21 protein-coding genes, 2 tRNA genes and 6 pseudogenes are annotated in these 19,741 nt (G+C 69.2%); 16 read left to right on the top strand and 13 right to left on the bottom strand.

What is annotated here, in order from left to right:
* Nucleotides 1-52 precede the first annotated feature (52 nt).
* The gene (locus AAF143_RS15180; RefSeq protein WP_414027305.1) at nucleotides 53-274 is read left to right on the top strand and encodes a hypothetical protein; all 222 of its coding nucleotides are present in this window, start codon (nucleotides 53-55) and stop codon (nucleotides 272-274) included.
* A 40-nt stretch (nucleotides 275-314) separates the two neighbouring features.
* On the opposite strand, the gene AAF143_RS15185 is transcribed toward AAF143_RS15180, so the two are convergent.
* Nucleotides 315-806 carry a YajQ family cyclic di-GMP-binding protein gene (locus tag AAF143_RS15185; RefSeq protein ID WP_255006926.1) on the bottom strand — a complete coding sequence of 164 codons (492 nt, stop codon included), beginning with the start codon at nucleotides 804-806 and terminating at the stop codon, nucleotides 315-317.
* A gap of 66 nt (nucleotides 807-872) precedes the next feature.
* Between AAF143_RS15185 and AAF143_RS15190 the strand changes: the two genes are divergently transcribed.
* Nucleotides 873-1,298 carry an MAPEG family protein gene (locus AAF143_RS15190; protein WP_255006929.1) on the top strand — a complete coding sequence of 142 codons (426 nt, stop codon included), beginning with the start codon at nucleotides 873-875 and terminating at the stop codon, nucleotides 1,296-1,298.
* 37 nt (nucleotides 1,299-1,335) lie between these two features.
* On the opposite strand, the pseudogene AAF143_RS15195 reads toward AAF143_RS15190, so the two are convergent.
* Nucleotides 1,336-2,246: pseudogene (locus tag AAF143_RS15195) on the bottom strand (SPFH domain-containing protein).
* Between the two features lie 86 nt (nucleotides 2,247-2,332).
* On the opposite strand from AAF143_RS15195, the gene AAF143_RS15200 reads away from it, so the two are divergent.
* Nucleotides 2,333-2,758 carry an NfeD family protein gene (locus tag AAF143_RS15200; protein ID WP_255006933.1) on the top strand — a complete coding sequence of 142 codons (426 nt, stop codon included), beginning with the start codon at nucleotides 2,333-2,335 and terminating at the stop codon, nucleotides 2,756-2,758.
* Nucleotides 2,759-2,790: 32 nt separating this feature from the next.
* On the opposite strand, the gene AAF143_RS15205 is transcribed toward AAF143_RS15200, so the two are convergent.
* The 3 genes and pseudogenes from AAF143_RS15205 to ebsA all read right to left on the bottom strand — a co-directional run bounded on the left by AAF143_RS15205 (nucleotide 2,791) and on the right by ebsA (nucleotide 5,204).
* Nucleotides 2,791-3,303: a DNA-protecting protein DprA gene (locus AAF143_RS15205; RefSeq protein WP_255006936.1), complete on the bottom strand. Its 513-nt coding sequence runs from the start codon at nucleotides 3,301-3,303 to the stop codon at nucleotides 2,791-2,793.
* A gap of 42 nt (nucleotides 3,304-3,345) precedes the next feature.
* The gene (locus tag AAF143_RS15210) at nucleotides 3,346-4,437 is read right to left on the bottom strand and encodes a phosphotransacetylase family protein (RefSeq protein ID WP_255006938.1); all 1,092 of its coding nucleotides are present in this window, start codon (nucleotides 4,435-4,437) and stop codon (nucleotides 3,346-3,348) included.
* Nucleotides 4,438-5,204 (bottom strand): annotated as a pseudogene (gene ebsA / locus AAF143_RS15215) (type IV pilus biogenesis protein EbsA).
* Here ebsA and AAF143_RS15220 point away from each other — a divergent pair.
* The gene (locus AAF143_RS15220; protein WP_414027544.1) at nucleotides 5,125-5,526 is read left to right on the top strand and encodes a hypothetical protein; all 402 of its coding nucleotides are present in this window, start codon (nucleotides 5,125-5,127) and stop codon (nucleotides 5,524-5,526) included. The pseudogene ebsA and the gene AAF143_RS15220 overlap by 80 nt on opposite strands.
* On the top strand, nucleotides 5,484-5,696 hold the full coding sequence (locus AAF143_RS15225) for a hypothetical protein (protein WP_414027306.1): 213 nt from the start codon (nucleotides 5,484-5,486) through the stop codon (nucleotides 5,694-5,696). The genes AAF143_RS15220 and AAF143_RS15225 overlap by 43 nt, the downstream gene beginning before the upstream one ends.
* Here the strand turns inward: AAF143_RS15225 and map are convergent.
* Nucleotides 5,693-6,556: a type I methionyl aminopeptidase gene (map, locus tag AAF143_RS15230; protein WP_255006944.1), complete on the bottom strand. Its 864-nt coding sequence runs from the start codon at nucleotides 6,554-6,556 to the stop codon at nucleotides 5,693-5,695. The genes AAF143_RS15225 and map overlap by 4 nt on opposite strands.
* Nucleotides 6,557-6,627: 71 nt before the next feature.
* Here map and AAF143_RS15235 point away from each other — a divergent pair, with 71 nt between their 5' ends.
* From AAF143_RS15235 to gltX, 7 genes and pseudogenes are all read left to right on the top strand, one after another.
* The gene (locus AAF143_RS15235; RefSeq protein ID WP_255006946.1) at nucleotides 6,628-6,927 is read left to right on the top strand and encodes a peptidase; all 300 of its coding nucleotides are present in this window, start codon (nucleotides 6,628-6,630) and stop codon (nucleotides 6,925-6,927) included.
* A gap of 44 nt (nucleotides 6,928-6,971) precedes the next feature.
* Nucleotides 6,972-7,412, top strand: coding sequence for a 50S ribosomal protein L19 (gene rplS / locus AAF143_RS15240; protein ID WP_255006948.1), 441 nt, complete (start codon nucleotides 6,972-6,974; stop codon nucleotides 7,410-7,412).
* A gap of 77 nt (nucleotides 7,413-7,489) precedes the next feature.
* Nucleotides 7,490-7,562, top strand: a tRNA-Trp gene (locus tag AAF143_RS15245).
* A 36-nt stretch (nucleotides 7,563-7,598) separates the two neighbouring features.
* Complete coding sequence (locus AAF143_RS15250; protein WP_006043540.1) at nucleotides 7,599-7,787, top strand: hyperconserved protein Hcp; 189 nt, start codon at nucleotides 7,599-7,601, stop codon at nucleotides 7,785-7,787.
* Nucleotides 7,788-7,817: 30 nt separating this feature from the next.
* Nucleotides 7,818-8,324: an NADPH-dependent FMN reductase gene (locus tag AAF143_RS15255; protein WP_255006950.1), complete on the top strand. Its 507-nt coding sequence runs from the start codon at nucleotides 7,818-7,820 to the stop codon at nucleotides 8,322-8,324.
* A 69-nt stretch (nucleotides 8,325-8,393) separates the two neighbouring features.
* A tRNA-Asp gene (locus AAF143_RS15260) sits at nucleotides 8,394-8,467 on the top strand.
* Nucleotides 8,468-8,493: 26 nt separating this feature from the next.
* Nucleotides 8,494-9,949 (top strand): annotated as a pseudogene (gltX, locus tag AAF143_RS15265) (glutamate--tRNA ligase).
* Here gltX and AAF143_RS15270 read toward each other — a convergent pair.
* From AAF143_RS15270 to AAF143_RS15285, 4 genes and pseudogenes are all read right to left on the bottom strand, one after another.
* Nucleotides 9,899-11,126 (bottom strand): annotated as a pseudogene (locus tag AAF143_RS15270) (cation:proton antiporter). The pseudogenes gltX and AAF143_RS15270 overlap by 51 nt on opposite strands.
* 56 nt (nucleotides 11,127-11,182) lie before the next feature.
* Nucleotides 11,183-11,425, bottom strand: a complete 243-nt coding sequence (locus AAF143_RS15275) for a hypothetical protein (RefSeq protein ID WP_255006966.1) — start codon at nucleotides 11,423-11,425, stop codon at nucleotides 11,183-11,185.
* A 20-nt stretch (nucleotides 11,426-11,445) separates the two neighbouring features.
* A complete protein-coding gene (locus AAF143_RS15280) occupies nucleotides 11,446-11,601 on the bottom strand; it encodes a hypothetical protein (protein ID WP_414027307.1) in 156 nt (51 codons plus the stop codon).
* A 137-nt stretch (nucleotides 11,602-11,738) separates the two neighbouring features.
* A pseudogene (locus AAF143_RS15285) lies at nucleotides 11,739-12,029 on the bottom strand (DUF1643 domain-containing protein); the annotation flags it as partial.
* Nucleotides 12,030-12,043: 14 nt separating this feature from the next.
* On the opposite strand from AAF143_RS15285, the pseudogene polA reads away from it, so the two are divergent.
* A pseudogene (polA, locus tag AAF143_RS15290) lies at nucleotides 12,044-15,030 on the top strand (DNA polymerase I).
* Here the strand turns inward: polA and AAF143_RS15295 are convergent.
* The 3 genes from AAF143_RS15295 to AAF143_RS15305 all read right to left on the bottom strand — a co-directional run bounded on the left by AAF143_RS15295 (nucleotide 14,972) and on the right by AAF143_RS15305 (nucleotide 17,213).
* A complete protein-coding gene (locus tag AAF143_RS15295) occupies nucleotides 14,972-15,574 on the bottom strand; it encodes a hypothetical protein (protein ID WP_255006970.1) in 603 nt (200 codons plus the stop codon). The pseudogene polA and the gene AAF143_RS15295 sit on opposite strands and share 59 nt — an antisense overlap.
* A 1-nt stretch (nucleotide 15,575) precedes the next feature.
* Nucleotides 15,576-16,337: an archaeosortase/exosortase family protein gene (locus AAF143_RS15300; protein ID WP_414027516.1), complete on the bottom strand. Its 762-nt coding sequence runs from the start codon at nucleotides 16,335-16,337 to the stop codon at nucleotides 15,576-15,578.
* A 276-nt stretch (nucleotides 16,338-16,613) separates the two neighbouring features.
* Complete coding sequence (locus AAF143_RS15305; protein WP_414027308.1) at nucleotides 16,614-17,213, bottom strand: hypothetical protein; 600 nt, start codon at nucleotides 17,211-17,213, stop codon at nucleotides 16,614-16,616.
* 206 nt (nucleotides 17,214-17,419) lie between these two features.
* On the opposite strand from AAF143_RS15305, the gene AAF143_RS15310 reads away from it, so the two are divergent.
* From AAF143_RS15310 to AAF143_RS15320, 3 genes are read left to right on the top strand one after another with little or no spacing between them, the layout of a single operon-like run.
* The gene (locus AAF143_RS15310) at nucleotides 17,420-19,036 is read left to right on the top strand and encodes a GumC family protein (protein ID WP_414027309.1); all 1,617 of its coding nucleotides are present in this window, start codon (nucleotides 17,420-17,422) and stop codon (nucleotides 19,034-19,036) included.
* Nucleotides 18,991-19,341 carry a hypothetical protein gene (locus AAF143_RS15315; RefSeq protein WP_414027310.1) on the top strand — a complete coding sequence of 117 codons (351 nt, stop codon included), beginning with the start codon at nucleotides 18,991-18,993 and terminating at the stop codon, nucleotides 19,339-19,341. The genes AAF143_RS15310 and AAF143_RS15315 overlap by 46 nt, the downstream gene beginning before the upstream one ends.
* On the top strand, nucleotides 19,283-19,738 hold the full coding sequence (locus AAF143_RS15320; protein ID WP_414027311.1) for a tyrosine-protein kinase family protein: 456 nt from the start codon (nucleotides 19,283-19,285) through the stop codon (nucleotides 19,736-19,738). Before AAF143_RS15315 ends, AAF143_RS15320 begins: the two co-directional genes overlap by 59 nt.
* Nucleotides 19,739-19,741: the final 3 nt, after the last annotated feature.

The following is a 19,741-nucleotide window of genomic DNA, read 5'->3' on the forward strand; positions in this document are numbered from 1 at the left end:
CTTCACCGCCACTGGCTTCACCGCCGCTGCCTTGAGCGCTGGGCTCCTTCCCATGCTGGGCCTTCCCGCCCGGGCCGCCGATCTCAACGTCGACATCGATGTGATGTGCCAGGGATTCGTCATCCTCAACAAGGACCTGGGGGCCTCGGCGGCCCCCGGCACACCGGCGGCCGGCAAGATGCAGCAGGAGCTGAAGCTCACGGCGGCCCAGTACGGCGCCCTCTGGTCGCTGATGAAGCTCACCCCCACCGACACCTGCGTCGGCCTGTACTGAGCTGAGCTCCGGGGAGCCGGCCGGCCCCGGACCAAGCCCATCAGCGGAAGTTCTCGAACTGCAGCGGCAGCTCCAGATCCTCGGCGCGCAACAGCTGGATCGCCTGTTGCAGGTCGTCCTTGTTCTTGCCGGTGACCCGCAGGCTGTCCCCCTGGATCGCGACGGTCACCTTCTTGAGCTGATCACGCACCGTCTTGGAGAGCTTTTTGGCCAGCTCCTGGCTGAGGCCCTTGCGCAGCAGCACTTTCTGCTGCACCCGGTTGCCGCCCACGGGCTCGGGGGTCTGGAAGTCGAAGATCTTGAGCGACAGCTCCCGTTTGGTGGCCTTCTGGCGCAGCACATCGACCACGGCCTCCAACGTCATGTCGCTGGCGGTGGTGATCGTGAGGCTGCCCTCCTCCAGCTCGATCTCGGTTTTGGAATCCTTGAGGTCGTAGCGCTGGCCCACCTCGCGGCGCACCTGGTCCACGGCATTGACCAGCTCCTGGCGATCGAAATCGGAGACCACATCAAAGGAGTAGGTGTCGGCCATCGGACCAGAAGACAGGGGTGAGGGGCTCCAGCCTAGAAAAGGGACCTCGCCCACTCCTCTGCTGCCATGCCCCTGACTGCCGCTGCCCCCTTCGCCTGGTCGCTGGTGCTGGCCGGCGCCGTGGTGATCGTGAGCCTGGTGCCGCTGGCCCTGGGCCGCTCCCGGGCTGATTTCAGCGTCGCCGATCTGGCGGCACCGCGGGCGATGTTCGAGCGGCTGCCGGCCTGGGGGCAGCGGGCCAGCTGGGCCCACCAGAACGCCTTCGAGGCGTTCACGCTCCATGCCCCGGCCTGCCTGCTCTGCCTGGTCGCCGGGGTGAACGCGCCGGCGGCGCTGGTGGCCGCCTGGGCCCATCCGCTGCTGCGCCTGGCCTACAACGGCGCCTATGTGGCCAACGTGCCTCCCCTGCGCAGCCTCTGCTGGATCGGCGCGCTGCTCGCCACGGCGGTGCTGTATTCCGAAGGGCTCAAGGCGGTGCTGGCGGCGGCTTGAACCAGCTAGCCCGCGGCCACCGAGCGGCGGTCCGCCCTCAGCCCTTCTCCTGCAGCCCCCTGAGAGCGGTGAGCAGGGAGGCGGGACTCTGGGGGTCGACCATCAGCACGCTGCCACCGGGGGTCTTGGCCATCTCCTTGCCCATGGAGGTCCAGTCCATGGCCAGCAACAGGCGCAGGCCTTCGGCGCCCGCCGGGTGGGCTTCGATCACACGCGCCAGCTCGGCGGCCGCCTCGGCGCGGGCAATGGCCAACACCTTCTGCTGCTGGGCCTGGGCTTCGGAACCCAGCAGCAGGGCCTCCTGCTGGGCCTTGGCATCGAGCACCAGGGCCTCGGCCCGCCCCTTGGCCGCATTCACCTGTGACTCCCGCTCCCCTTCGGAGCGCAGGATCGCGGCGCGCTTCTCGCGCTCGGCGCTCATCTGCATCTCCATCGCCTGCTGCACCCCCGGGGACGGCACGATGTCGCGCATCTCCACCCGGGTGACCTTCACGCCCCAGGGATCGGTGGCCTGATCAAGCTCATGGAGCAGCACTTCGTTCACCTCCGAGCGGGTGGAGAAGGTCTGGTCGAGGTCGAGCTTGCCCATCTCCGAGCGGATCTGGGTGAGCACCAGATTCACCATCGCCGACTGCAGGTTGTCGAGGGCGTAGTAGGCCTTGGCATGCTCGAGCAGCTGCCAGTAGACCACCGCATCCACCTCGATCGAGACGTTGTCCTTGGTGATGCACTGCTGGGGGGAATGTCGAGCACCCGCTCCTTGAGCGACTCGTTGCTGACGACCCGTTCGACCACGGGCAGCACCAGCGACAGGCCCGGCTTGAGTTCCCGGTCGAACTTGCCCAGGCGCTCCACCAGCATCGAGCGCCCGCCGTTGGTGATCTTGGCGCTGCCCACTCCCAGAAACCCGAGCAGCACCAGCGCCGGCAGCGAAAACAGCACTTCCATGGGAGTCCAGATGGGTTGAACCGATCCAGGTTAGGCAGCGCTGCCGTTCAGCCCACAGCAGACTGGCAGGATTCGCCCTTGGCCCGATGGCCCCACTGTTCTGGCTGGCGATGGCCGGGGTGCTGTTCCTGATCGAAGTGAGCATCCCCGGGTTCGGGGGCTTCGAGATCGCGGCGGTGGCCGCCCTGCTGGTGTCGGCGCTCACGGCCCTGGTGGGCCTGCCGGTGTCGATGCAGGTGGTGGTCTTTGCCCTGATCAGCCTGCTGGGCAGCGCGGCGCTGTGGCGCTGGTCGAGCCGGCAGCCCTCGAAGCTGGAGCGCCTCGCCCCCGCCGACGACCGGGCCGAGGTGATCGCCGCCTTCGACGCCCAGGGGCGCGGCCGGGTGCGCTGGCAGGGCCAGAGCTGGGCCGCCGAAAGCCTCGATGAACCCAGGCGGCTTGAGCCCGGTGATCAGGTGGTGGTGATGCGTCGGGTGGGCACGCGGCTGGAGGTGATGGCCTCGGAATCCTGATCAGAATCCTGAAGGGCCCGGGCCCGGCGACCTCAGTCGAAGAACATCAGGCTGACCACCTTGCCCATGTCCTCGGCGGCGTGGCAGCTGGTGAGCAGGGTCTCGCTGTCGTGGAAGGCGTAACAGATCAGCTGGTCGCAGCGGCCGATGATCTCCTGGTTGCAGAGGCTGCTGGCCATCGGCAGGGGCAGTTCGTCGTGCTCGGGCTTCTCGACCAGGTGCAGCACCCGCTCCAGCTGGTCGCGGGATTCGCTGGGCTGGCGCTCCAGGCTCTGGGGCAGCAGCACCGTCAGCCGGCTGGGGTCCACCTCCAGCACACCGCGAATGACGGCGGCGTTCACCCCCAACGAGCCCGAGGTGACCAGATTGTGCCCCTCCTGGGCCAGGGACCGCGCCACCAGCTCCACCAGGTGGATCGAGACCACCGGCACGTGACGGCTGCCGAGGATGGCGATGCGCCGTTTGCCCGTGTCCTGGAGCATCGCCAGCTCCTGGGCCAGGGTGTCGATCCGGTCGAGGGCCGGTAGATCAAGGGACCGAGTCAACGCTTGCCATCTGCCAGCGAGTTGAAATTAGCAGCGCTCTCCTCAGGCCCGCTGGGGCAACCTCAGCCGATCGAACAATCGGTTGAACGAGCAGTGCTCCTGCACCAGCTTGAAGGCGTAGGTGGCCTTGACTGATTCGTGCAGGCGGGCGTGGCCGAAGGCCCGCTCGACCACCTCCACGGTGGTGAGGGTGTCGTGCTCCACCTTGAGGATCGGCACCTCCAGTTCCTCGGCGCGGTTGATCAGCTGTGGCAGGGGCTCGCTGGCGCCCGTGAGGATCAGGCACTGGGTGGAGGCCTCGAGGGCCGCCAGCTGGATGTCGGTGCGGTCGGCGCCGGTGACCACGGCCATGTTGCGGCGGCGGCGGAAGAATTCCATCGCCGAGTTGACGTTCATCGCCCCGATGCTGAGGGTTTCCACCAGCAGATCGAGGCGCTCGCGGCAGCAGAGCACCCGCGCCCCCAGGCGCCCCGCCAGCTCTTCAACGGTGACGCTGCGCAGCAGCGGGCTGCGCGGCATCACACCGAACACCGGCAGCCCCAGAGCTTCCAGGGCGGGCACCAGTTCGGCGCGCAGTTCGCCCACCTGGTCAGGGTTGACGGAATTGAGCACCACACCGGCCAGGTGCTCCCCCAGCTGCTGCTGGGCCTCCAGCAGCGCATCGATGCTGAGGCTGTCCTCCCAGCGGTGCACGAGCACCACAGGGGCCGCGAAGGCCTCGGCCAGGCGGCTGAGGTTGAGGCCATAGAGCAGACCTTCACTGAGGGTTCCGGCGGCCTCCAGCAGGGTGACCCCGTCACTGAAGGCCCCCAGCCGCCGCTGCAGCAGCTCGAAGCCCGGCCCGGAGCTGCGGCGCCCCTCCAGCAGGCGGGCCAGGGCGGTGGCGGGCTCCAGCAGATCGAGGGAGGGCAGCAGCTGCTCGGGAGCCAGGCCAAGGATGCTGCCCACGAAACGCACGTCGTCGTCGATCAGCTCGATCGACTCCTGATCGGGGTCGGGCGTGCAGCTGGTGGCCAGGGGTTTGCCGAAGCGCAAGGCCAGCCCCTGCTGCACCAGTTGCCTCCCCAGGCCAAGCACCACAGCCGATTTGCCACTGAACGGGTGACAGGAACCAATCAGAAGCGTGGGGGCCATCTAGAGCACAGGACTGTGGGGGATCTCACCGACCAGAAGCCAGCGCCAGAAGTTCTCAGGCAGGTCGGGTTCAGCACCCCCGTCACGGTCCTGGATCAGATCCATCAGCCAGAGCACCAGCTGGTGGGTGGGAACGGAAAAGCTGTAGAGCACTTCGGGCAGCTGGGGAAAGCTCAGCTGACAGCTGCTGCGTTCCTGGGGGAGGTGCCGGCTTGCCAGCGCAGCTCGAACACGTGCGGTGTCCCGAACTTCAGCACCCGTTGGCCGCTCACCCGTCCTTGATCGAGCAGATGGATGGCCTGATCCAGCACCCCCTCCCGGCTGACCCCACTGCAATAGGGGGCATAGAGCGCCACCTGGGCGGCGTCATGGGAGGCCACATCCGTGGGGTTGTTGGAGGCCATCCGTGCGTCGGTCGCCGCGAGCGCTATAAGAATGCCCCATGCTGCCAGCCTGTGGGGCGTTCGCCCACCGATGGGGCCCAGCGATGAATCTGCTTGAGGCGCTCCTGGGCCGGGCCCTGCCCCTGGCGGGCCGGCGGGTGGCGGTGAGCGGAGCGGGGGAAGCCTTGGCCGGGCGCTGCTGCTGGAGCTCCAGCGCCGCGGCGCCACACCGATCGCCCTCACCAGTTCGGCGGCGCCCCTGGAGCTGCGGGACAGCGAAGGCCAGCTGCTGGCTCTCGAGCAGGTGCCCTGGCGCTGCGGCGAGGAGAGCGCCCTGGCGCAGCTGCTGGAGGGGGTGGACATCCTGGTGATCAACCACGGCATCAATGTCCATGGGGAGCGCAGCCCCGGGGCGGTGGAGCGCTCCCTGGAAGTGAATGCCCTGAGCGCCTGGCGACTGCTGGAGCTGTTCGTGGCGACCTGCGAACGCCAGGGCCGGCCCGATCCGGCCGCGCCGATCAAGGAGGTGTGGGTGAACACCTCGGAGGCGGAGGTGCAGCCGGCGTTGAGTCCGCTCTATGAGCTCAGCAAGCGCCTGCTGGGGGAACTGCTGAGCCTGCGTCAGCTGGATGCCCCGGGGGCCCCTGGCGCCTGCGGCGGCTGGTGCTGGGGCCGTTCCGCTCCGCCCTCAACCCGATCGGGGTGATGCCGGCGGGCTTCGTGGCCCGCCAAGTGCTGGCCCAGGCCAGCTGCGGCCTCGGGCTGATCATCGTCACCCCCAATCTGCTCACCTACCTCACGATGCCCCTGGCTGCGGTGTGGCGGCGGCTTTACTTCGGTCTGGTCACCCGGCGCCAAACGGACGCTGGGCCCTAGAAATCCCGGTCGGTGAGGATCTCGCAGCCGTCACTGGTGACGGCGATGGTGTGCTCCCACTGGGCGGAATAGGAGCCGTCCACGGTGACCACGGTCCAACGGTCCTTGAGGGTGCGGCAGTCCTTGGAACCGGCGTTGAGGATCGGCTCCACCGCCAGGGTCATGCCGGCGCGCAGCTTCATGTTGGGCAGGTCTTTGGTGCGGAAGTTGAACACCGAAGGCTCTTCGTGCAGGTTGCGGCCGACGCCATGGCCGGTGTAGTCCTCCACCACGGCATAGCCGTGGGCCTCGACGTGATCCTGAACGGCCCCGGCGATGTCGAGCAAGGTGTTGCCGGCCTTGATCTGGGCCAGACCCTTCATCAGTGATTCCTGGGCCACACGGCTGAGGCGGCGGGTCTCCTCGCTGATGCCCTCCCCGACGCAGAGGGTGATGCAGCTGTCGCCGTGGTAACCCTCGAAGTAGGCGCCGGTGTCGATCTTGACCAGATCACCGGCCTTGATCACCCGTTTGGCGCTGGGGATCCCATGCACCACTTCGTTGTTGATCGAGGCGCAGATGCTGGCGGGGAAGCCGTGGTAGCCCTTGAAGCTCGGCGTGGCGCCCAGCTCACGGATGCGCTGCTCGGCGTGGCGATCGAGATCGGCGGTGGAGAGGCCCGGCGCCGCCAACTCGGTGATCTCGCGCAGCACCGTGGCCACGATGCGGCTGGCGCGGCGCATCGTCTCGATCTCCCGGGCCGATTTGATCTCCACCCCGCGGCGGCTCTTCTGGATCCGCGGACCCACCTGGGTGGCGCTGCTGGCCGCCTTGGTGGCCGCAGCGTTGGTGGAGGCCAGCAGTTCCGCGAAGAGATTCATCCGAAAACGCCCGTAGCGGTCCTTCAAGTTATCAACCGCCACACTGGACCGCTTGAACCTCCCGCCAGCCCATGGCCACCCCGGCGCCGTTCCGCCGCCTCCATGGCCTGATCGCCCCGGTGGTGCTCACACCGCTGCTGCTCACGGTCTGCAGCGGCATGGCCTACCGCCTGCTCAAGGACTGGGCCGGCCTGAGCCGCGACCAGGTGCACCTGCTGATGGTGCTGCACGAGGGGGAATGGCTGGGCAGCCGCTTCGAGAGCGTCTACGTGCTGCTCAACGGCCTCGGGCTGCTGTGGATGCTGGCGACCGGGGCGGGGCTGCTGGTGCAGAAGTGGCGTAAGCCAGCTCCCAGAAAAGCGGAACCCTGAGCCGGTACACTCCTTGTTTGGTCAGGCGTATACGGAACCGGAAGATGGCAGCGGAATCCAACGAGTTGAACGAAACGGCAGCTGTTGCCGTGGCCGAGCCCCCGGCGACGGCGGTGAAAACCGGCAAGCTCAGCGCCTACGAGCTGATCCGCGCCTTCGAAGCCGAGCAGCTCAAGAGCGACCTGCCTGAGATCTACGTGGGCGACACCGTGCGGGTCGGTGTACGCATCAGTGAGGGCAACAAGGAGCGCATCCAGCCCTACGAGGGCGTGGTGATCGCCAAGCGCCACGGTGGCCTCAACGAGACCATCACCGTGCGCCGCATCTTCCAGGGCATCGGCGTGGAGCGGGTGTTCATGCTCCACAGCCCCCAGGTGGCTTCCGTGAAGGTGGAGCGGCGCGGTAAGGTGCGTCGAGCGAAGCTCTTTTATCTGCGCGATCGGGTGGGCAAGGCCACCCGCGTCAAGCAGCGCTTCGATCGCTGAGGCCTTCCTCCTCGTTCACCCAGGCCGCTTCTTTCCTCAGCAGCGGCCCAAGGGTTTCGCCCCAAGGGTTTCGCCTTGCGCCGTTAGTTCAGTTGGTAGAACGCAGGTCTCCAAAACCTGATGTCGGGGGTTCAAGTCCTCCACGGCGCGTCCGACTACCCCCTCTGCAGTTTCGCGGTTCCGGATATGGAGTTGGATCTACAACCCGGTGATGTGGTCAAGGTGCTCGAATCCGCCGCCCTCGGCTGGGTTCGGGCCCGGGTGATCCGGGTCAAATCAGGCGGGCGTGTGGTCGTCCAGAGCGACCAGGGTCGGGAATTCACCGCCCGCGGCAACCAGGTGCGGCTGATCGAGCCGGCAGGGTTCCGCCCCTGAGGGCCAGCCCCTGAGCCCCGCGGCAGTTCCATGCTCATCCTCACGGCCAGCAACGGCAAGAATCGCGCCCTGGCGGAGCTGGTGGCCGAGCGCGCCCAGGCCCTGGGCCACGGCTCCGAGCTGATTGATCTGGTGGCGCTCGATCTGCCGCTGTTCACCCCGGTGCGCCAGGCCGCGGGCGCAGGCGAGCCCCTGGAGATCCTGGCGGCGGTCCTGCGTCAGCAGCAGCGCCTCTGGGTCTGCGCGCCGGAATACAACGGCAGCCTGCCCCCCACCTTGGTGAACGCGATCGCCTGGCTCTCCACCAGCACGGCCGATTTCCGCGCCCTGTTCCAGGGGGTGCCGGTGGCCCTCTCCAGCCACAGCGGCGGCGGCGGCCAGAAGGTGGTCAGCGCTATGCGCCTGCAGTTCGCCCATCTGGGGGCCGTGGTGATCGGCCGCGAACTGCTCAGCTCCGCCACCAAAGCGGCGAACCCCGAGAGCATCGACGCCATGGTCAGCGAACTGCACCGACTGGAGCCCCCGGCCCTCGGTTGACGTCGGGACCCGTGATCACAGATACTCATCCAGTTGCCAGCGCAACACAGGACGGCCAAAAGCCCGACTGGGACTGTAGTTCAACCGGTTAGAGCACCGCCCTGTCACGGCGGAAGTTGCGGGTTCGAATCCCGTCAGTCCCGTTCACTCATCTGTTGGAGAGCCTCACGTGGCGGTTGCCGGACCTGTTCGGGTGCGCCTGGCCCCCAGTCCCACCGGCACCCTGCACATCGGCACCGCCCGCACGGCGGTGTTCAACTGGCTGTTCGCCCGCCGCCACGGGGGCCAGTTCCTGCTGCGCATCGAGGACACCGACCGGGAGCGCTCCAGGCCGGAATTCACCACCAACATCCTTGAGGGCCTCTCCTGGCTGGGGCTGTCCTGGGACGGCGAACCGGTGATCCAGAGCGAGCGGATCGAGGCCCACCGCCAGGCGATCGCGCAGCTGCTGGAGAGCGGCCACGCCTACCGCTGCTACGCCAGCGAGGCGGAACTCACGGCGATGCGCGAGGCCCAGGCCGCCGCCAGCAAAGCCCCGCGCTACGACAACCGCCACCGGGACCTGAGCACCGAGCAGGAGCAGGCCTTCATCGCCGAGGGCCGCCCGAGCGTGATCCGCTTCCGCATCGACGACGCCGCCACGGTCGAATGGAACGACCTGGTGCGCGGGGCGATGCGCTGGGCCGGCGCCGACCTGGGGGCGACATGGTGATCGCCCGGCGCGCCCCTGCTGGCGCCATCGGCGATCCCCTCTACAACCTGGTGGTGGTGGTGGACGACGCGGCGATGGCGATCAGCCACGTGATCCGCGGCGAGGACCACATCGCCAACACCGCCAAGCAGATCCTGCTGTATCAGGCCCTGGGCCTGGCGCTGCCGCAGTTCGCCCACACGCCCCTGATCCTCAACCAGGAGGGCCGCAAGCTCTCCAAGCGCGACGGCGTCACCTCCGTGTCGGAGTTCCGCGCCATGGGCTACACCGCCGAAGCCCTGGCCAACTACATGACCCTGCTGGGCTGGTCGCCGCCGGAGGGCATGGGGGAGCGCTTCAGCCTGGAGCAGGCGGCGGCGGTGTTCGATTTCGAGCGCGTGAACCGGGCCGGGGCCCGCTTCGACTGGGACAAGCTGAACTGGATCAACGGCCAGGTGCTGCACGGCCTCGGGGCCGCCGAGTTGCGCCGCCAGCTGCTGCCGCTGTGGCAGGCGCAAGGTTGGGGCGCTGACGGGGCGATCGGGAGCGATCCGGGGTGGCAGGAGCAGCTCACGGAGCTGCTGGGGCCCTCACTCACCCTGCTGGCCGATGGCGTCGAGCAGGCCAGGCCCTTCTTCGAGCGGCCGGAACTGAACGAGGCCGCCCGCGCCCAGCTGGAAACCGAGGGGCCAGGCCGGCGCTGGCGGCGCTGCGGGCGGCGCTGGCGGCCCAGGGGGCGGCGTCCCTGGGGCCCGAAGAGGCCCAGGCGCTTCTGGGGGCCGCGGCCACCGCCGCGGGCGTCAAGAAAGGGGTGCTGATGAAAAGCCTGCGGGCCGCCCTGCTCGGCAGCCTGCAGGGCCCCGATCTGGTGGCCACCTGGTGCCTACTCCACCCCAGTGGCGAGGACCTCGCCCGGCTCGGGCGCAGCCTCTGAGGCGCCGTTGGCCGAGCCGCCTGCGGTGGCTTCGGGTTCGGGATCCACGAGCTCCAGGCGCCGGGCCAGGGCCGGGGCGGTGAAGCCCTGGAGCCCCACGGTGAGCAGGATCGTCAGGAACACCAGGCCCTTGAGCAGGCTGGCCCCTGGCACCCCGGCCTCCTCGAGGCGGATGGCGAACAGGCTGGCCACGGCGGCGGTGACGATACCCCGGGGGGCGATCCAGCTCAGCAGGAGCTTCTCGCGGCCGCCCAGGGGCAGGCCCACGCCCGCCACCTGCACCAGCAGCAGCCGCAGCAGCATCAGCCCGAGCACGCAGCCCACGCCGCCCCAGCCCAGGGGGCTCAGCTCCCCCAGGAGACATCCGCCGCCAGCAACGGGAACAGCATCGTGATCGCCAGCTGGGCCATCTGACGGATTAGGACATCGAGCTGATCGGCTTCGGTATCGAGGCGCCAACCCACCACCACCCCAGCGGTGACGGCGGCCGGCAGCCCCGCCTCGGGCAGCAGGGCCTCAGCGCCGCTGAACAGCAGAAACAGCACGCCAAGGGTGACCTGCAGGCGCACCATGCCGCTGCGCTCGCCGGTGACGGGCAGGCGCTGGAGCACGGCCGCCAGCAGGAAGCCCGCCAGGGCGCCGGCGAGGGCACCACCGCCGATCCGCAGGACCAGGGCACCGGCGAGATCCCCCAGCTGTCCAGTTCACCGAGGGCGAGCTCCAGCAGCAGGGCCGCCAGCACGGCGCTGAACGGTTCGAGCACGAGGCCTTCGGCCTCCAGCACCTGGGCCAGGGAGGCCTTCAGGCGCATCTGCTGCACCATCGGTGTGATCACCGTGGGGCCGGTGGCCAGCACGATCGCCCCGAACACCAGGGCCACGGGCCAGTCGAGGCCGGCCAGATCGTGGGCCAGGGCGGCGCTGCCCACGAGCCCCAGCAGGCCCCGCACCAGCACGATCCGCAGCAGGGTCTGGCGGGGCTCGCGGCCCGCCAGGCGCAGGTTGAGCCCGCCATCGAACAGCACCAGACTCACCAGCAGCCCCACGATCGGCTCGAGGCCGGAGCCGAGCAGCTCAGGATCGACCAGGTCGAAGCCGGCGCGGCCGATCAGCAGGCCCGAGGCCAGCAGCAGCACCACCGTGGGCAGCCCGCTGAGCTGAGCGAGCAGCTGGGCCATGGAGCCCGCGAAGACGGTGAGGCCCCAGAGCAGGCCGAGGCGGTCGCTGCTGAGACTCAATCCTCGTTCACGGCAAACTGCGGTTCGACCCGGATCCCGACGATGGCGCTGGGGCGCACCACCAGGTATTCACCCTGCAGGTCGTTGATCGGCACGTTCACGTAGGCCTCCGGCGGGCCGGCGTTGAGCACACCGGAATACCACTGCTGGAAGGCCTCGAGGGTGGCGAAGTTCACCACCTCGCGATGGCCACCGCTGAACAGCAGATGCACGGCGAAGCGTCGGGGGGTCCTGGGCATGGCGGCGGTTCAACGCGTGCTCAGAATGCCGCAGGCTGACGGGATTGCGCCAGAACCAGGGGCTGCAGAGCCCCAACACCTGGGGCATAGAGGGGATGGCGGGGCTGGCCGGAGGCGGTGAGGCCCAGGGCCCTGAGTTGATCGGCGCCGCCGACGGCCTGCAGCAGCTCCAGCACCTGCTGATCGCGCCCCCGCCAGCGGCCACCGTTGCCCCAGCCCAGCCAGAGGCTGGCGGGGAAGGAGCTTCCAGGGCTTCGTTCAGCGAACGGATGATCCAGTCGTCATTGGCTGCGCCGATTGGATCGGCGCAGCGGCGCAGGGCCGCCGGGCTTGGGCTGATGCGGGCGAACAGGTTCACCACCGTGAGCGAGCCGTGGCCCCAGCGCCGGGCGAAACCGAGCAGGCGCCGCAGGGTCGGGTCGTCGCGGCGGCCATCGGCGCGGGAGGGGTTGAGGCCGATGAACAGCAGAGCTGGCCGGCTGGGGTCCCAGCTTCGGCGCAGCTGCCAGCGGTAGGCACCGCAGGGGCTGATCTCGGCACCCCCGCCTGCGGGAACGCCCTCCACCTGGGGGGTGGTGGCAGGCTGTGACGACGGTTCGGACATGGCGCGGAGAGCGGATGGCGGCGAAGCAGAAGCCCGAGGCACCCATGCTGCTGCTGGTGGACGGCCATTCCCTGGCCTTCCGCAGCTTCTACGCCTTTGCCAAGGGGGGCGATGGGGGCCTGGCCACCGCCGAGGGCGTGCCCACCAGCGTCACCTACGGCTTCCTCAAGGCACTGCTGGAGAACGTCAAGGGGCTGACACCCCAGGGGGTGGTGATCGCCTTCGACACGGCCGAACCCACCTTTCGCCACCTGGCGGATGTCAACTACAAGGCCCACCGCGACGTGGCGCCGGAGCACTTCTTCACCGACCTGGACAACCTGCGCGAGATCCTGGCGGGCCCCTTGAACCTGTCGTTGTGCCTGGCCCCCGGCTACGAGGCCGACGATGTGCTCGGCACCCTGGCGAATCGGGCGGCGAATGACGGCTGGCGGGTGCGCATCCTCTCGGGTGACCGCGACCTGTTCCAGCTCGTCGACGACGAACGGGACATCGCCGTGCTCTACATGGGCGGCGGTGGGCCCTACGCCAAGACCGCCGGCCCGGTGGTGATCGATCGCGAAGGGGTGATCGCCAAGCTGGGGGTCACCCCTGAAGGGGTGGTGGACCTCAAGGCGCTCACGGGTGATTCCAGCGACAACATCCCCGGCGTGAAGGGGGTGGGCCCGAAGACGGCGATCACGTTGCTCAAGGAGAACGGAACCCTCGATGGCGTCTACGCCGCCCTCGAAGCGCTCAGCGATGAAAAGGCCAGCCAGGGGGCGCTCAAGGGGGCGCTCAAGGCCAAGCTCAGCGCCGACAAGGCGAACGCCTACCTCTCGCGCCACCTGGCCGAGATCCTGATCGACATCCCCTTGCCGAGCGAACCGCGGCTTGAGCTGGCGGAGGTGGATGGCGGCGCCCTGGCCCGGCGGCTGACGGAGCTGGAGCTGCACAGCCTGGTGCGGCAGCTGGGGGCGTTCGAGCGCGCCTTCTCGGCCGATCACATCCCCCACACCGACCCTGCGGCGGCGCTGGCGGCGCCTGAGGCCACAGCCACCCCAACGCCCAACACCGCTCTACCGTCCTCCGGAGACGAACCGGCCCCAGCCGGCGCCCTGCCGGCGTTGCGGCCGCAGATCATCTCGACGCCCGAGCAACTGGAGGCCCTGGTGGCGCGGCTGCTGACGGCCAGCGATCCCGCCGCGCCCGTGGCCCTCGACACCGAAACCACCGCCCTCAACCCCTTCCAGGCCGAACTGGTGGGGATCGGGGTGTGCTGGGGCGAGGCGCTCGATGCGCTCGCCTACATCCCGATCGGCCACCAGCCACCGATGGCCGCCGATCTGCTCAGCGCCCCGCCCGAGGCGCCGGCCCAGCTCCCCTGGAGGCGGTGCTGGGGGCGCTGGCCCCCTGGCTGGCGAGCGCCGAGCACCCCAAGGCGCTTCAGAACGCCAAGTACGACCGGCTGGTGCTGCTGCGCCACGGCCTGCCCCTGGCCGGGGTGGTGATGGACACGCTGCTGGCGGATTACCTGCGCGATGCCAACGCCAAGCACGGCCTCGAAGCGATGGCCGAGCGGGAATTCGGCTTTTCGCCCACCGCCTACGGCGATCTGGTGGCCAAGGGGGAAACCTTCGCCTCGGTGCCGATCGAGGCGGCGGCGCTCTACTGCGGCATGGACGTGCACCTCACCCGCCGACTCGCGCTGGTGCTGGCGGCGGAGCTGGCGGCCCTGGGGCCGGCGCTGCCGGCGCTGCTGGCGGAGGTGGAGCTGCCCCTGGAGCCGGTGCTGGCGCTGATGGAGGCCACGGGCATCCGCATCGACACGGCCTACCTGGCGGAGCTGAGCGTGGAACTCGGCGACCAGCTCGAGAAGCTGGTGAACGAAGCCCAGGAGCTGGCGGGGGTGGCCTTCAACCTCGCCTCCCCCAAACAGCTGGGGGAGCTGCTGTTCGAGACCCTGGGGCTCGACCGCAAGAAATCAAGGAAAACGAAAACCGGCTGGAGCACCGATGCGGCCGTGCTCGAGAAGCTCGAAGCCGACCACCCAGTGGTGGCCAAGCTGCTGGAGCACCGCATCCTCAGCAAGCTCAAGAGCACCTACGTCGATGCGCTGCCGCTGCTGGTGGAGCCGGAAACCGGCCGCGTGCACACCGACTTCAACCAGGCGGTGACCGCCACCGGGCGCCTGAGCAGCAGCAACCCCAACCTGCAGAACATCCCCATCCGCACGGCCTACTCTCGGCGGATCCGCAAGGCCTTCCTGCCCGAGGAGGGCTGGAGCCTGATCAGCGCCGACTACAGCCAGATCGAGCTGCGCATCCTAACCCACCTCTCGGGCGAGGAGGTGCTGGTGGAGGCCTACCGCCGCGGCGACGACGTGCATGCGCTCACCGCCCGGCTGCTGCTGGAAAAGGATGAGGTGAGCGCCGATGAACGGCGCCTGGGCAAGACGATCAACTTCGGGGTGATCTACGGCATGGGCGCCCAGCGGCTGGCGCGGGAAACAGCCCTCAGCCAGGCCCAGGCCAAGGAGTTTTTGAGCAAGTACAAGCAGCGCTACCCGAAGGTGTTCGCCTTCCTGGAGTTGCAGGAACGGCTCGCCCTCAGCCGCGGCTACGTGGAGACGATCCTGGGGCGGCGGCGCCCGTTTGAGTTCGATCCCAACGGCCTCGGGCGGCTCAAGGGCAAGGACCCGCTGGAGATCGAGCTGGAGGTGGCGCGCCGGGGCGGCATGGAGGCCCAGCAGCTGCGGGCGGCGGCCAACGCCCCGATCCAGGGCTCGTCCGCCGACATCATCAAGCTGGCGATGGTGCAACTGCACCACGAGCTGATCGCCCGGCAACTCCCAGCGGCGCTGCTGCTGCAGGTGCACGATGAACTGGTGCTGGAGGCCGCCCCCGAGGCGCTCGAAACGGTGCGCGAGCTCACCCGCACGGTGATGGAGAACGCCGTTCAGCTCAGCGTGCCGTTGGTAGTGGAGACGGGCGTGGGGCCGAACTGGATGGAGGCGAAGTGAGGCTCGTTGGTGGGGCAGCCGTGCGGCCGATCCACAGGCAAGCGTTGCTTCGCTGAGGCCGAAGCCCCGCCAGCCAGAGCCCCTGCTCGCCGCCCGTGGGCTGGCGGGCGCCGAGGGCGCGGCTCAGCTCGGCATTGGTGCGCAGCTCGGGGGAACCCAGGCCAAGCCTTGGCGGCAGCTGGCAGCTGCCCCGGGCTCCGGGCCCCAGCAGCGCCGGGGCGATCTTGCTGAGCTCGAAATCAACGCCGCGGCCGGAGGAGCCATGGCTGATCCAGCGCAGGGCCATGCGGGCGCCATCGGGGGCGCGGTAATCGGCGCCGGCCAGGGCGAACAGCTGGCCCGGCAAGGGCTTGCGGTTGGCGCCCAGGGGCACCCGGGCGAAGATCCGGCCGCCCTCCACCAGCTGAGCAGGAAACGGGGGCGATGCCTCCACGCCCGGGAGGCGGAACCAGCTCTCGAGGCTGAGCAGTGTCGCCCAGCCCGTGAACAGCACCAAAACCCCCGAGCGCAGATCCAGACGCAGACCCGACCACTGACCGGCCATCTCAGCCTCCGGAGCGCTGGCGGCTCAGCTTCCACTCCAGGGAGGCCACCACCAGGGCGGTGGTGCCGCCCATGGCCAGGAGTGAGAACAGGCTGGAGCCCAGGCCGATGTGCCAGAAGTCAAAGCCGCGCAGCTCGTTCCACCAGCCCGGGGCGGGCTCGGGATCGGTGAAGCCCAGCAGCGCCACCCGAAACCCATTGACCACAAAGGCCACCAGCACAGCGCCGGCCGCCAGGGCCAGCTGGGTGCGGAGCCGGTGGGCGGGCACCAGCAGGGCAAACAGCACCACCGCCGCCACGCAGAGGCTGATGGTGTTGAGCCCGAGGCAACCCTGGCCGACCTCGAGGCTGCGGCCGGGCAGCTGCACCACGATCCCCTCGGCCAGGGCCGGCTGGCCGCCGAGCCAGAGCAGGAAAGCCGAGAACTGGGCGGTGAGCCGCGCCAGGCCATCCGGGGGCAGCAGCGCCTGAAACAGCAGCATCGCCGGCGGCAACAGCCCCAGCAGCAGCAGCTGGCGGAACAGCCGCGCGCGCGGGCCGGCGGCCGACACCAGCGCCAGACCCAACAGTGCCGCCAGGGGCAGCAGGTGCACGAGCGGGTCATAGAGCCGCATCGCGAAGCTGAGCACCAGCAGGCACCAGAGCAGCAGCAGCAGCCCCGGCAGCAGCAGGGCGGGCGGAGCGGGGGGAAGCGGCGCTGGTCGCGGTCGTCGTGCAGCAGCACGGCTCCCCCAGCCAGACCAGGGCGGCCATGATCGCGTAATCGCCGGCGCCGGGGCCGCTGCGGGTCATCAAGGTGAGCTGGCATGCGGCCAGCCCAGCCAACAGAACCAGGGGCAGATCAGCCGGCTTCATCCGCCTCGGCTTCAGCAAGGTCCCGCGCCTGGCGGGTGGCCTTGATCTGATCGATCCACGATCCCAGGCGCCGCGGCCAGAGCAGGCTGACCAGGAGGTAGAAGCAGGCGTAGGTGGTTGCGGTCAGGGCGAGGCGCAGGTTCTCCTTGAACAGGTTGCCGGCGGCGTCGGAGCGACGGCGCAGGTCATCGGCGCGGAGGTTGGCCTCGGCCCGATCCAGCAGCAGCAGGGCCGCCTGGCGCTGCCGGGCGACGGTGGCATTGGCGTTGGCCAGGGGGAGCTGGGATCGGCCAGAACGGCGCGGAAGGGGGCTGCTGCTCGAGCAGACGGCGCAGGACGGTGGCGTCGGGGGCGGCGTTGAACTGCTGGCGCAGTTCGGCGAGGCCTGTGAGGTTGGCCTGCAGCTGCCCCTTGAACTGGGCCAGGCCCTGGCTCTGCACCTCCCCGGCCACCGCCACGATCGCCACGGCGGTGAGCAGATAGAGCAGGGCCACCAGCCGCAGCAGCGGTCGCAACCAGATGGCCAGGCGCGCCTCCCACAGCGACGGCGCCGCCTCACCGGAAAGGCCTGCATAAAGCACCACCAATGCCACCACCGGCAAGGTGGAGCGCTCCAGAATCTCGCGCAGGCTGCCGAACAGCCGCTCGGGCTGGGCGAGGGCAAAGGGCAAGGCCGCCGGCACGGCGCTGACCAGGAACAGGGCCAGCAGGGTGTAGGCGGTGACGCGTGCGAAGGTGCGGCCACGGCGCCCGCTGAACCCGGCCGAAGCGGAAGGGTCGGTCATGGCCGGGAGCCTATGGCAGTCGGATCAAGACGGCCAGCCTTGCGGGGCCCCATACGATGCAGCCACGATGGCAACCCCATGACCCGCAGCAGCGCCCCTGAACAGGTGACCTGGGAGGGCGGCGGCGCGCCGAACCCGGAGCTGCACGCCCCCGGGAGCTGCCGAAGGCGGAGAAGGAGTCGTTCAACCTCACCACTCTGCTGCGGGTGATCCGGCGGCGGCGGCGGCCGTTCCTGCTCACCGTGGTGGTGGTGACCCTGTTTCAGGTGTCGCAGACGCTCTACAAGCTCTACTTCGATCCGGTGTACCAGGGGGCTTCCACCCTGCTGATCTCCCATCCAGTCAACGACCGTCCCAGTGCCAGCGGTGGCGGCAGTGGCGGCAGCGCCGGCAGCGATGGCGGCGGCGCGATCGAATCACTGGCGCGCAACAGCTTCTCGATCGATGTGCCCACCTTGATCAAGGTGCTCGAGAGCGGCGCGGTGCTCGAACCGGTGTATCTGGAACTGGGCAAGCAGGGCGTCAAACCGAGGCTGCTGCCGAGCATCAATGTGTCGCTGGTGCCGGTGGATGCGGTGCAGAAAAGCGGCCTGGTCGCCCCCGGGGTGCTCAACATCAGCGGCAAGGGCTCCGACCAGCAGGTGGTGGAGAAGGCCCTGAAGCTGGCCGAAACCACCTACCTGAGCTGGGCCACCAGCCAGCGCCAGGAGCGCCTCAACGATGGTCTGCGCTTCCTCGATCGCCAGGCGCCCCTGCTGCAGGCCAAGAGCAACGAGGTGCAGCTGGAGCTGGAGCAGTTCCGCAAGGCCAACAACCTGCTGCAACCCAGCGAGGAGGCCCAGGCCCTGCGCCAGCAGATGGAGACCCTGAGCACCCAGCTGCTCACCCAGGGCAGCGAGCGCAAGCAGTTGCTGGAACTGCAGCGCGACGTGGCCAGCGGCCGGCTCAGCGCCCGCAGCTTCTCGATCGGTTCCGGCTCGGGCGCCAATGGAAGCGGTGCCAGCACGGGCGGCACCGGCACCACGGCCAACAGCCTCGCGGCCAACCTGCCCAACCAGGCGCTGCTGGATGAACTGCAGCGCCTGGAGCAGGAGATCGCCGAAGCCCGCTCCCGCTATCAGCCCAACTCACCGGTGCTGGTGAGCCTGCTGGCGGCCCGCGACCAGCTCAAGCCGCAGCTGCAGCGCAAGCAGATGGAGGCGGTGGACGCCGCCCTGCGTCAGAACGCCAACGCGACGGCCTCCAGCCGCGCCCAGATGGGGCGGATGGTGGGGCAGTTCCAGCTGCAGCCGGCGCTGCTGCGCGAGTTCGACGCCCTCAAGCAGAAGCTGGAGATCGCCGACGGCAACCTGGCCAACTACCTGCGCACGCGCGAGCAGTTTCAGCTGGAGCTGGCCCAGCGCAGCACCCCCTGGAAGGTGATCTCCCCCACCAGCGTTTCGCTCACCCCGGTGGAGCCCTCCTTGAACAAGGGGCTGATCCAGGGGCTGCTGCTGGGGCTGGTGGCGGGCGCGGGCGTGGCGCTGCTGCGCGACCGACTCGACCATGTGTTCCACAGCCCCCAGGAGGTGCGCGAAGACCTCAAGGTGCCGCTGCTGGGCCACATGCCCTACGTGAGCTTCTTCGACGGGGTGCGGCGCGACAAGCGCTTCCTGCTCCAGGAACTCGACTTGCAGACTGACGAGGTGGGTGGCTACCAGCGCTTTTTTACCAGGAGGCCCTGCGCAACCTGTTCACCAGCCTGCGCTTCCTCAACACCGACACGCCGCTGCGCTCGGTGGCGTTCACCAGTTCGGTGCCCTCTGAGGGCAAGAGCCTGCTGAACGTGCTGCTGGCCAAGACGCTCTCGGAGCTGGGGCAGCGCGTGCTGCTGGTGGACGCCGACCTGCGCAAACCGCAGATCCACCACCGGCTCGGGCTCGACAACCTGCGCGGGCTCAGCAACCTGCTCACCGAAGAGGCGATCGACTGGCGCGAGCTGCTGCAGGAGGTGCCCAACTATCCCGGCTGGAGTGTGATCACCGCCGGACGCCGCCCCCGATCCGCCGCGGCTGCTGGGCTCGGAGCGCATGGGCGAGATCGTGCGCACGTTCAAGGACAGCGGCGACTTCGACCTGATCCTGTATGACACCCCGCCGGCCCTGGGGCTGGCGGATGCGGCCCTGGTGGCGCAGCACCTGGAGGGCATCGTGCTGCTGGTGAGCCTGAACCGGGTGGATCGCTCGATGCCGGCGGAGGCGGTGGAGCGGATCCGCGATGCGGGTGTGCCGCTGCTGGGGGTGGTGAGCAATGCAAGGCGGCCCAGGGGCGAGAAGGCGGGGGCCTACGCCTACGGCTACGGCTATGGCTACGCCAGCGCCCGCTCCTACCAGGGGTACGGAGGCTTCGATCCCGGCTCGGCCTACAGCTACTACGAGAGCAAGGGCGCCGACCCCGACGCCGACGAAGGGGCCCTGGCCAAGGTGCCCCTCAGCCGGCGCCTGGACTCCTGGAAGCGAAAGCTCAGCCGCTGGCTGGATGGGTGAACA

Source organism: Cyanobium sp. ATX-6F1, assembly GCF_047395825.1.
GTDB lineage: Bacteria > Cyanobacteriota > Cyanobacteriia > PCC-6307 > Cyanobiaceae > ATX-6F1.